We start from the raw sequence: 9,601 nt of genomic DNA on the forward strand, positions 1-9,601 counted from the left end.
ATCCCTTGAAATATGTTTTAATTGTTAATAACAACACTAACAAAAAACATAACAAAGGATATGAATACTATGATACCTACATATTTCGGTAAATGCAAAGCTATTTTTATAGAAACTATCCATAAATTGAAAGGTTCCGACAAACGAAAAGCACTTGCTGAAATAGCTAAAGCCCTGGGAAAGGGAGGTCAATCGATTGTTGCCAAAGAGTTTACCGTTAGTCGGAATACAATTCGAAAAGGTCGATTTGAGTTAAGAGGCATCTCCATTGTGGACGCCTTTAATGCCCGAGGACGAAACAGAGTGGAAGTCAAACTCCCCAATTTACTAACAGATATAACAGACGTCATTGACACTCAAAGTCAGACAGATCCTGACTTTGGAACCACTAGGCTTTTTACTAGGATGACCGTTCGTGAAGTACGTAAGCAACTTATTGAACAAAAAGGCTATACCGATGATGAGTTACCCGTTAACCAAACATTGAACAATAAGATCAACAAACTGGGCTACCGTCTTCAAAAAGTACAAAAAGCGAAACCACTCAAAAAAATAGCAGAAACAGATGAAATCTTTGAACATCTAAAAAAAGTACATGATGCGAATAAAGACAAAGACAATCTAGTCAGAATCTCGATTGATACGAAAGATCGGGTAAAAATCGGCAATTTCTCAAGAGGTGGTAAAAGTAGAAACCTAGTAAAAGCGAATGATCATGATTTTGGAGGCGACTATGTAACTCCCTTTGGAATACTAGATTTAATGCGTGACCACCTTGAACTTGTATTGACAGAAACGAAGGCAATAGCGGATTTTATGGTGGATTGTATTGAGGCTTATTGGTGTAAACACTACTTACACATAAAAGACACGCTCATCATCAATGCGGATAATGGACCCGAAAATAGCAGTCGCAGAACACAATTCATGAAGCGGCTCATCGAGTTTGCGGCCAAGCATCATGTCAAAGTCATTTTAGCGTATTATCCTCCTTACCACAGTAAATATAATCCTGTAGAAAGAACTTGGGGACGCTTAGAACAACATTGGAATGGTGCTATTCTGGATTCAATGGATGCTGTTCTGGGTTTTGCGAAAAGTATGACTTGGAAGGGGAAAAACCCGACTGTCAGCTTATCAGACAACGTGTATGAAACTGGAGTAAAGGTTGAAAAAAGCATCATAATCACTATGAAGAGCTAATCGAGCGGGCAGCAGGAATAGAAAAGTGGTTTGTGACAATAGATCCGGAAACTATAAGAAAAGGTGGTTTATATGGAAAAAATAGTATTGGAAGCTGATTTTGGGGTAAGGGGAAGCTATGTTCATTTTAGCGATAATGAGCAAATTCGTTACCATTTTTGTATAATAATAGTCGTCCAAATACAATGAAAAGATCTTTTTGAGTTTCTTGTTGGGAAAGTACTGGATGTTGATCCGTTATTTCTTTTGATATGCCTAATACTGTGATTTAGTAATAATACTACTATATCATAGAGGTTAGTAATGCTACTATACTTGGGGTTTTTTAATATTACATCAACCGAAATCAGAATAGTGTTTGTCTATAGGGTTTTTATTACTTTCTATGAGAGTAGACAAATTATGAATTGAGCGTTATCGGTAGACTGTACTTAAACGGTAACGTATGTAATAGTCTCCCAAATGTAATGATAGCAAGGGTTGTAGCATGTTAGTGTTGTTACCGTTTGACTGTTACCGAAATCGAGAGTAATGGACAGGCTACACTAAGTTAGATTCGCAAGTAATCAATCTTCAATGTTACCAGACAAGGTGAGAGAAGTTCACAGGGGAAGAATTGTGGTAATTACTTAACAGTTTGAATAGAGGTTCTTACATTTATCTCATGAAATGTTATATAATACAGGTGGAAGAATTTAAGTAGAGAGAAGGGGCGGGGCATATGTTGAAAAAATTTGCATCAGACGTTTTAGGCTTGTCGGATATCGGTAAAATCATCGGTCCAGAAGATTATGATAAAACGGATGCGGATGATTATATTCGAAATGAAGAGAATGAAAAGATTTATTTTTTAATCAAGACAAAAGTGGATGAATATTGCTTTACGAACATTGCATTTATTCACGTCGATGGAGAGAAAGCTATATCTTCGAAGCGCTTGCTAAAACGCTATTCGTATTCGCAAAATCAAATTACCGATGTGTTTTTGGAAACGGCGGGAAAAGTGGATTTGGATGTTGAAATCAAGTTCTCCTTAGGCAATCAATCGTTCAGCATTGACGTTGATAAAAAGCAACTTGCCCAATTGATTGATCTGTACAAAGCATTATCTTATATTTCGGAAAAAGTCCACGACAACAATATCCTGTTAGAGTTAGCGAATGGAAGTCTTGATAAAGCTGTAACAGTGTTGCATAACGCACGTCTGTCTGACATCCAGCTAGCCGACCAGTATAAACAATTGACCGAGTTTGGTTTCTCCTGGTTAACGGCTGCCCGTGACCAATACAAAATTAAAGACTTTGGTGATGTGTTTGAGAAATATATTAACAATTAACTTATAAGCTAGTTGTACATTATATTCTTTAGAAAAGTGTGGGGTCCCAGGTTCTGAAACAGATTGTTTTGGAACTTGGGACCTTTCCTGTTGGAGGCGAAAAATTTTCAAAGTGTAGATTTACAAATTAGAACCACCCCTTTTTAGGGGTCACTTCTGGACAGGCTACTAATACTTCGCTACGACCTTCAAAAGTAACTATAGTTTTCCCTTTTAGGGATTCTAAACTAACAGGCTGTTGGTTTAGAAGTTCAAGACCTCTTCACGCTTATACAAACTGAATCCATCTGAAGATAACTCTTCTCCACTTCTACGAATAATACTATTAACTGTGTCGATGTCTACCTCCTAGAAGTATCTAAATGAATGGTACAATAGTTGAACGAAATATTGAGGGAGTCGTGCTGAAAGATGCTCGGCTTTTTTGCGTCTACAATCTTACTAGTCGTACTGAGATCACTCAAATCATGATATCGACAGTACTCTATCGTATTAATCCTAATGTTCTAATAGCGTAGTCACAACTTAAAAGGATGGACTCAATACGATGAGTACTTCAGATTCCTCTTCAACTAACGGTGAAGGATTGTTGAACAAGGATATAATGAAATTACAGAAATGTTTAGTCAGCATTAAGATTAAAAGGCTAGGATTCAATAATTGGATGATTTCGAAGGTAAATAAGTAAATAAAAAACAGATGGATACCACTCCTCTGCTTTTTATTTGCTCATTAGTATCGTAATTCATTAACGAACAATAGGTTCGAATTGTTCACCACGTTAATACCTTAGTGATAATCACTTGATGGTTTAAATGGTTCTGCTTTCTTAAAAGTAACGGATTCAGCTTTATACATTTTTCCATCCCGACCATACTTAACCTTCAGACTACCTATACTTGCCTCGGGAATAGTTACAAACACAGTTGTATAGCCATAAAGAACACCATTCTCAGGCTTATAATCTTCTATTGAGCCTATTCCAGGAGGACCATCAGAAGATTGATAACCAAATTTCAAAAAGTCTATTAAGTATTTCTTTTTACCAGTTAAAACAGTAATTTCATTTCCTTTTGTCTCCATTTTTACAAGTTTTTTGACTGCATCATTAATGGATTCAACTGACACTTCTTCGTATCTTCTATAAGGGTCATGTACTTGATTTAACACATGTTACAACTCTCTGAATCGCATATGCTTTTCCTGTTTGAGAGTCCTGAGTTGGTCCAACTGATGAAACGATTGTTGTTTGAATAGAAGTAATGAGAACAAGGGATAGTATAACAACGATTAACATCTTTTTTATTTTTTTCAATACACCTCTTTAGGACTTTATCTAATTAATTGTATTGTTACCTTATCTGGATAAAGTATGTGCTTATTCAACCAACGGAGGCTTTAGTTAAAGAAGGAACAGAAAAAACGTCTTAAGTTTATGGGTATTGAATCTTCTGGAATCTAAAGTTCTATATAAGCAAGCAATGGTGTACACCTTAACGATTACGTTTTGTACAACTATCTGCATTAGTATATCTGTGAAAACTTCAAGTTCTTGAACGGACTACTATACCTTGTTATGAATGATAGGCTAAAGTTTGATGACGATGTTCAGTACTCACACAGCAAGCGTAAGTACCCGTGTAATCGTATTCAACGGACATTGTATCAGTTTGATTGAACACAGCCAGATGCGACGTTACGGTATACAATTCGTACAGTAATCGAATTTCAATATTGACGTCACGAACCGAATACATTACGATGGAATTACGCAATGACTGGATTACCACGTATTGCAATCGTACTGAACCGCCCTGAGAGCCGACACCAAGCGAATTGAACCGCATTACCCTTCCAAGGGTGCAACGGATAGCACGTGAGCCTCCGAAGCTTAAAATGTGAGTTCGATTCTCGCCGAGGGCGTACAAACCTTTATTTATCAGGGTTTCCAAAAGTAAATAGGTCATATTTGCCCATGAGATTATTCTTATGGGCATTTTTCAATATTTTTTAGTGTGTTAAAAAAATGAAAAACCGTCTCCATCAGCCGATAAACAGCGAGAAACGGTCCGATTTTCATTCAATTTGCATCTTCAACGAGTAAAGCAAGAGACTCTAGTGCCTGTTCTTCATCAATTCCTTCTGCAATCAATGTAACAATCGTTCCACGAGCAATCGCAAGACTCATAATTCCCATGATACTTTTTGCATTTACTTGGCGTTCCTCTTTTTTCAAAAACAGATCCGCCGTAAAGCGATTCGCTTTTTGGACGAAGAGTGCTGCTTGTCTTGCTTGCAAACCAGTTTTCATCTTCACTTCAACTATTCGTTCTGCCATTCCATAACCAACTCCTCTCTTTTTATAGTAATCGATTTACCGACTACTCATTCCACCCGCACGCAAATTATCAGCAATCTCCTCAATTTTTCTCAAGCGATGGTTAACACCCGATTTACTTACTGTACCACCTGAAACTAATTCTCCGAGTTCCTTCAACGTGATATCCTGATTTTCCACCCGAAGGCTAGCGATTTCCTGTAGTCTATCCGGTAATTGGTCAAGTCCAATCGTTTTCTCAATAAGTTTTATATTTTCAACTTGTCGTTGTGCCGCACCAATTGTCTTATTCAGATTTGCTGTTTCACAATTCACAAGTCTATTTACACTATTTCTCATATCCCGTATAATCCGTACATCCTCAAACTTCATCAGAGAAACATGTGCCCCGATAAGATTGAGATAGTCCGCTATTTTCTCTGCTTCCTTCAAATAAGCAATATACCCTTTTTTTCTCTCAATTGACTTTCCATTCAGATGGTATTTATCCATCAATTCAACGAGGGCTTCACTATGCTCTTTGTAAATCGAAAATATTTCAAGATGATAGGAAGAAGTTTCTGGATTATTGACCGAACCTCCTGCCAAAAATGCTCCACGTAAATAAGCACGCTGACAACATTTCTTCTTCACGATTTCCTTTGAAATTTCATTTTTAAATTGGAATGTGCCTGTCAGTATGTACAAGTCTTCAAGAAGAGGCTTTGCACCATCCCGAATCCGACAAATATAAACGTTATTTTTTTTCAGACGCATCTTCTTCCTAACGAGAAGTTCCACTTTATAGGGATAAAGCCGCTTTAAATTCGAATAGAGGCGCCTGGCAATTGCTGCGTTCTCTGTTTGTACATCAAGGCTCAACTGCTTGTTTGAAAAGGACAGCGCACCATTCATCCTGATAAATGCCGCGACTTCCGACTTCGTACAGCAGTCGTTCGCTTCTATCTGTGTCAATTCTTTCTTTGTTTCCGATGCAAAAGACATGATGCTCCCCCTTTCCCGGCGACGATCACGTCTATCCCGCTTCTATCGCATTTCCCATATATTCAATGAGCCATTCGGCCACTTTCTCTGAGTTATGCAACGCACTACCCTCGACAACGGACGCAATATCCTTTACCACAATATGAGGCACTAGTTTCCCCAATGCTTCTAAATCATTTTCTACAGGCCAAGGTGATTCCATTTGTCCTGAACTCCCAAGCAATGTAGAAATATCTAATCCGTTTAATAATACCGTATCAATAAATGCTTCCCCAGCGTGATCATACAAAGCTTGGACATGTTCCGATGCGGTATATCGGTACGTTTCACCTGCTTGTGTTGTCAGATTGCTAATATACACCTTTTTAGCTTTACATGCCAATACTGCTTCACGAATTGCTGGAACTAATATTGTCGGCAATATGCTTGTATATAAGCTACCCGGTCCAAAAATAATAAGATCTGCAGCCAGTATTGTCTCGACAGTTTCAGGTAATGGTTCCACCTCCTGAGGCGAAAGGTATACTTTCCTAATTTTACGACCATAAACCGGAATTTTAGACTCCCCAGTTATGATTGTTCCATCTTCAAGTTCGGCGTGTAATGTAATTCTTTGGTTTGCAGCTGGTAACACCTTTCCTTTGATATTCAGAATACGACTCATTTGTTCAACAGCACGGGCGAAATCCCCCGTAATATCTGTAAGAGCCGCCAACATCAAATTGCCAAGCGAATGGCCTTTCAAATCTTCTGACGTCGAAAAACGATATTCAAACATCTTTTCAATAAGCGGTTCGACATCTGAAAGCGCTGCCATCACTTTTCGGACATCTCCAGGGGGGGGGATGTCATACTCGTCCAGAAGCCTGCCAGAGCTTCCTCCATCGTCGGCTACGGTGACAACCGCTGTTAAGTCCACTGAATGAATTTTCAACCCTCTTAACAACGTAGACAACCCGGTTCCTCCACCGAAGACGACAATCTTTTTAAGCTTCCCAGATTGCAGCATAGCGTCATCCCTTTCTTTTTTCAATATCTCCATGGGTAATGAATGTCCTGTATTCATCCTTGAAACGCTCACCAAAAAACCTAGCAAGAGTCACAGAACGATGTTGTCCCCCAGTACAGCCAAATGCAATGACAACTTGTGATTTCCCCTCATTCTTATATTGCGGAAGGATGAATTTGAACAAATCAGTCAATTTATCGATTAGAATCTGTGTATCTTTCCATTTAAGTACATAATCATACACTTCCTTTTCTAGTCCAGTCTTCGATTTTAATTCCTGAACATAAAAAGGATTGGGTAGGAAACGTACATCAAAGACGACATCTGCATCGATGGGCATTCCATGTTTAAATCCGAATGAAATAAAGTTCACCGTAAATCCTGAATCGCCATTGGATGAAAATTCGGATATAATCTTTTCTCGTAGTTCTTTCGGCTTTAGACTTGATGTATTGTAAATTGAACGTGATCGGCCTTTCAATTCAGATAATAGAAGCCTTTCTTTCCGAATACCAGCCAGTGGTAATCCACCTTCAGAAAGCGGATGAGAGCGTCTTGATTCCTTATATCTGCGAACAAGCGTCTTGTCGTCTGCTTCAAGGAATAGGATCTGATATGATACACCTACTGTATGCAATAATTCGTCTAGTGCACCTATCAACGAATCGAAAAGATCGCCACCTCGTGTATCCATGACAGCCGCAATTCGCCTCATCTGATTTTCAGACTTCATCATCAAATCAAGAAATGTGACCAGTAACTCAGGCGGAAGATTATCGATACAATAAAATCCAAGATCTTCAAAACTTTGCATCGCAACTGTCCTACCTGCACCGGACATTCCTGTTATGATAACTAGTTCCACATCGTTAACTACGGTTTCATTATCTATCATATCCATCACCTTCCATAGAATTCTGGATCTCTTCTTTCAATAATTTAAATTCTTCCGTATAAAAGAATGTACCATATTGCATGCCTGGTTGTGAGACGGCAAACAATAAATTCGTCCGATCTCCTTCTGCCATTGGAAGGAAGTGTAGACTTTCTATTGGATGCCACTCAAGTACTCCCTCAACCGTTGTTTCAAACGGGGTACCTGAAATGTCTAAGGCGATGAATGTATAGAGCATCCATTCATCTTTCACCTTCTTTCCAGTATTGTCTGTAATCACCATTGAGTAGACACCTTTTAAATGTGGGTTAATTGGTTTCGCACCAGTTTCCTCTGCGAATTCCCTAATTGCAGCATTATAAATTGATTCGCCTGGATTCATCTTTCCTCCAGGAGCTACATACCAATCACGGCGAGGCTTTTTTAATAATAAAACATGATTGTCTTTAACAATGAGTAAATTTGCTATTCTTTGCATTTATACATCCTCACTTTTTTTTGAGCGTATAAACATATTATACATCGTACCATTGTGAAACGACAAAAAAAAGGAGGCCATTCACCGGATAGTACCAGCGAACAGCCTTTTAAAGTTTATTTATCAAAAGGGGGGGCAATTGATAGTTTTACTATACCCTAATCTTATTTCATTTCTGTTACATTCACATTAAGGTTATATTAAACTTCAGCGCCTAGTTTCTCCATCAGTTCCTCAACATATTTCTGTACTGCTTGTGCTGCTATACTACCGTCCCCTGTCGCTGTTACAACTTGGCGTAATAACTTCTCACGTACATCTCCTGCAGCATAGATGCCCGGCACAGTTGTTTCCATGATGTCATTTGTCGCAATATAACCATTTTCGTCAAGAATTCCTAGCTTTTTGAATGGAGCCGTCAATGGATCCATTCCGATATAGACAAACATGCCATCCGTTTTGAATTCTTTTTCTGAACCATCTACAGTTGACACAAGTGTTACTGAGCCAACTTTTCCGTTGCTTTCATTCACTTCTTTTACAGTAGAATTCCATATGAATTCAATTTTTTCATTCGCGAACGCTCTGTCCTGAATGATTTTTTGAGCACGCAACTCTTTCCGGCGATGAATAACCGTCACTTTATCTGCAAAGCGTGTCAAATACGATCCCTCTTCAATTGCAGAGTCGCCTCCGCCAATGACAACGATTTCTTTTTTCCGGAAAAATGCACCATCACATACCGCACAATAGCTGACACCCCGGCCAGTAAGTTCGGCTTCGCCTGGGATTCCCATTTTACGATATTCAGCGCCCGTAGTAATGATAATTGCCCGTGCTTTATATTCTTTATCGCCGACGACGATTGTTTTGTACCTTTCACCGTCGATAATATCTGTTACGTCACCGTATGCATATTCAGCACCGAACTTCTTCGCATGTTCAAACATTTTTGTCGATAAGTCTGGACCCAATATTGTTTCAAATCCGGGGTAATTTTCAATTTCTTCCGTATTTGCCATTTGTCCACCCGGAACTCCACGTTCCAGCATCAAAGTAGATAGATTCCCACGGGAAGTGTATACAGCAGCTGTCATCCCCGCAGGACCAGCACCAATAATTATGACATCGTAGATTTTCTCTGTTGTCATGCGAATTTCCTCCTCCACAACGTTTACACAATAAATCGTATAAGATTCCAGACCCACGTTCAACCTTTCTGCTTATAAAGAAAAGCGCAAGGCGCCTGAAAGACGCGACAGGCGCTGGAAGGCTTGAAAATAAAGGCGCTTTTTGCCTTTATCTTCAAGACTGAAGCGACCCGAGCGGCTGGCGCCTGGAGCTAGACAATAAAGAAA

General features: G+C 39.0%; 9 protein-coding genes, 1 tRNA gene and 1 pseudogene. 3 read left to right on the forward strand and 8 right to left on the reverse strand.

The window, feature by feature from the left end; genetic code table 11:
- The first annotated feature begins 69 nt into the window (after positions 1-69).
- Both H4683_RS09590 and H4683_RS09595 read left to right on the forward strand, forming a co-directional pair.
- Positions 70-1,301, forward strand: a pseudogene (locus tag H4683_RS09590) (ISAzo13 family transposase).
- 623 nt (positions 1,302-1,924) lie between these two features.
- Entirely contained in the window at positions 1,925-2,539 is a 615-nt protein-coding gene (locus tag H4683_RS09595) for a PH domain-containing protein (protein WP_192598630.1), read from the forward strand.
- A 789-nt stretch (positions 2,540-3,328) separates the two neighbouring features.
- On the opposite strand, the gene H4683_RS09600 is transcribed toward H4683_RS09595, so the two are convergent.
- The gene (locus H4683_RS09600; protein WP_192598631.1) at positions 3,329-3,709 is read right to left on the reverse strand and encodes a hypothetical protein; all 381 of its coding nucleotides are present in this window, start codon (positions 3,707-3,709) and stop codon (positions 3,329-3,331) included.
- Between the two features lie 404 nt (positions 3,710-4,113).
- A complete protein-coding gene (locus H4683_RS09605) occupies positions 4,114-4,338 on the reverse strand; it encodes a hypothetical protein (protein ID WP_192598632.1) in 225 nt (74 codons plus the stop codon).
- Between the two features lie 60 nt (positions 4,339-4,398).
- Here H4683_RS09605 and H4683_RS09610 point away from each other — a divergent pair.
- Positions 4,399-4,459, forward strand: a tRNA-Arg gene (locus tag H4683_RS09610).
- Positions 4,460-4,619: 160 nt separating this feature from the next.
- On the opposite strand, the gene H4683_RS09615 is transcribed toward H4683_RS09610, so the two are convergent.
- The 6 genes from H4683_RS09615 to trxB form a co-directional block, all read right to left on the reverse strand.
- On the reverse strand, positions 4,620-4,877 hold the full coding sequence (locus tag H4683_RS09615; protein WP_192598633.1) for an HPr family phosphocarrier protein: 258 nt from the start codon (positions 4,875-4,877) through the stop codon (positions 4,620-4,622).
- A 36-nt stretch (positions 4,878-4,913) separates the two neighbouring features.
- Positions 4,914-5,861, reverse strand: coding sequence for a DNA-binding protein WhiA (whiA, locus tag H4683_RS09620; RefSeq protein ID WP_192598634.1), 948 nt, complete (start codon positions 5,859-5,861; stop codon positions 4,914-4,916).
- 31 nt (positions 5,862-5,892) lie between these two features.
- Positions 5,893-6,903 (reverse strand): gluconeogenesis factor YvcK family protein, encoded by a 1,011-nt coding sequence (locus tag H4683_RS09625; RefSeq protein WP_275403076.1) that lies wholly within the window; start codon positions 6,901-6,903, stop codon positions 5,893-5,895.
- Positions 6,875-7,765 carry an RNase adapter RapZ gene (gene rapZ / locus H4683_RS09630; RefSeq protein ID WP_192598635.1) on the reverse strand — a complete coding sequence of 297 codons (891 nt, stop codon included), beginning with the start codon at positions 7,763-7,765 and terminating at the stop codon, positions 6,875-6,877. The genes H4683_RS09625 and rapZ overlap by 29 nt, the downstream gene beginning before the upstream one ends.
- Positions 7,755-8,243: an NUDIX domain-containing protein gene (locus H4683_RS09635; protein WP_192598636.1), complete on the reverse strand. Its 489-nt coding sequence runs from the start codon at positions 8,241-8,243 to the stop codon at positions 7,755-7,757. The genes rapZ and H4683_RS09635 overlap by 11 nt, the downstream gene beginning before the upstream one ends.
- A gap of 200 nt (positions 8,244-8,443) precedes the next feature.
- Positions 8,444-9,394 (reverse strand): thioredoxin-disulfide reductase, encoded by a 951-nt coding sequence (gene trxB / locus H4683_RS09640; RefSeq protein ID WP_192598637.1) that lies wholly within the window; start codon positions 9,392-9,394, stop codon positions 8,444-8,446.
- Positions 9,395-9,601: the final 207 nt, after the last annotated feature.

The organism is Sporosarcina limicola (assembly GCF_014873855.1).
GTDB classification, from domain to species: domain Bacteria; phylum Bacillota; class Bacilli; order Bacillales_A; family Planococcaceae; genus Sporosarcina; species Sporosarcina limicola.